The sequence below is a fragment of the Aquimarina sp. Aq78 genome (assembly GCF_900299525.1).
GTDB lineage: Bacteria > Bacteroidota > Bacteroidia > Flavobacteriales > Flavobacteriaceae > Aquimarina.
In genome coordinates, this window is sequence record NZ_OMKA01000009.1 from 1 (window position 1) to 1,669 (window position 1,669).

Here is a 1,669-nt window from a genome sequence, read left to right on the forward strand (position 1 = left end):
GCCAACTACAGGAGATAATTGTGCAGTAGCCAGTACAACCAATGATGCACCGGGAGTTTTCCCGATAGGAGATACAACAGTCACCTGGACGGTAACGGATAGTTCTGGAAATACAGCTACCTGTACTCAAATGGTAACCGTGACGGATAACATCGATCCAACGATCAGTTGTCCAGCAACCGTAAATGTCAATGTTGATGCTGGTCTATGTACTGCGAGTGGTGTTACTTTAGGTACTCCGACTACAGGAGATAATTGTGCAGTAGCCAGTACAACCAACGATGCACCGGGAGTTTTCCCATTAGGAGATACAACAGTCACCTGGACAGTAACGGATAGTTCTGGAAATACAGCTACCTGTACACAAACGGTAACCGTGACGGATAACATCGATCCAACGATCAGTTGTCCAGCCACAGTAAATGTTACTGTAGATGCTGGTTTATGTACTGCAAGTAGTGTTGCTTTAGGTACACCAACCACTTCAGATAATTGTGCAGTGGCCAGTGTAACAAACGATGCACCCGGAGTTTTCCCATTAGGAGATACGACAATCACCTGGACAGTAACGGACAGTTCAGGAAATACAGCTACCTGTACACAAACGGTAACGGTAACGGATAATATTGATCCAACAATCAGTTGTCCGGCCACAGTAAATGTTACTGTTGATGCAGGTCTATGTACCGCAAGTAGTGTTGCTTTAGGCACTCCAACCACTTCAGATAATTGTGCAGTGGCCAGTGTAACAAACGATGCACCTGGAGTTTTCCCGATAGGAGATACGACAATCACCTGGACAGTAACGGACAGTTCTGGGAATACAGCTACCTGTACTCAAACGGTAACCGTAACCGACAATATTGATCCAACAATCAGTTGTCCTGCTACAGTAAATGTCAATGTTGATGCCGGTCTATGTACTGCGAGTAGTGTTGCTTTAGGCACTCCTACTACAGGAGATAATTGTGCTGTAGCCAGTACAACCAATGATGCACCGGGAGTTTTCCCATTAGGAGATACAACAGTCACCTGGACAGTAACAGATAGTTCTGGAAACACAGCGACCTGTACTCAAACGGTAACCGTAACCGACAATATTGATCCAACAATCAGTTGTCCAGCCACAGTAAATGTCAATGTTGATGCCGGTCTATGTACCGCAAGTAGTGTTGCTTTAGGCACTCCTACTACAGGAGATAATTGTGCTGTAGCCAGTACAACCAATGATGCACCAGGAGTTTTCCCGATAGGAGATACGACAGTAACCTGGACGGTAACGGATAGTTCTGGAAACACAGCTACCTGTACACAAACGGTAACCGTGACGGATAACATCGATCCAACGATCAGTTGTCCAGCCACAGTAAATGTTACTGTAGATGCTGGTTTATGTACTGCAAGTAGTGTTGCTTTAGGTACACCAACCACTTCAGATAATTGTGCAGTGGCCAGTGTAACAAACGATGCACCCGGAGTTTTCCCATTAGGAGATACGACAATCACCTGGACAGTAACGGACAGTTCAGGAAATACAGCTACCTGTACACAAACGGTAACGGTAACGGATAATATTGATCCAACAATCAGTTGTCCGGCCACAGTAAATGTTACTGTTGATGCAGGTCTATGTACCGCAAGTAGTGTTGCTTTAGGCACTCCAACCACT

1 protein-coding gene is annotated in these 1,669 nt (G+C 45.4%); it reads left to right on the plus strand.

The window, feature by feature from the left end; genetic code table 11:
- Nucleotides 1-1,669 (plus strand): HYR domain-containing protein (locus tag DG435_RS09100; RefSeq protein ID WP_159098252.1); only part of this gene is annotated, 1,669 nt, incomplete at both ends.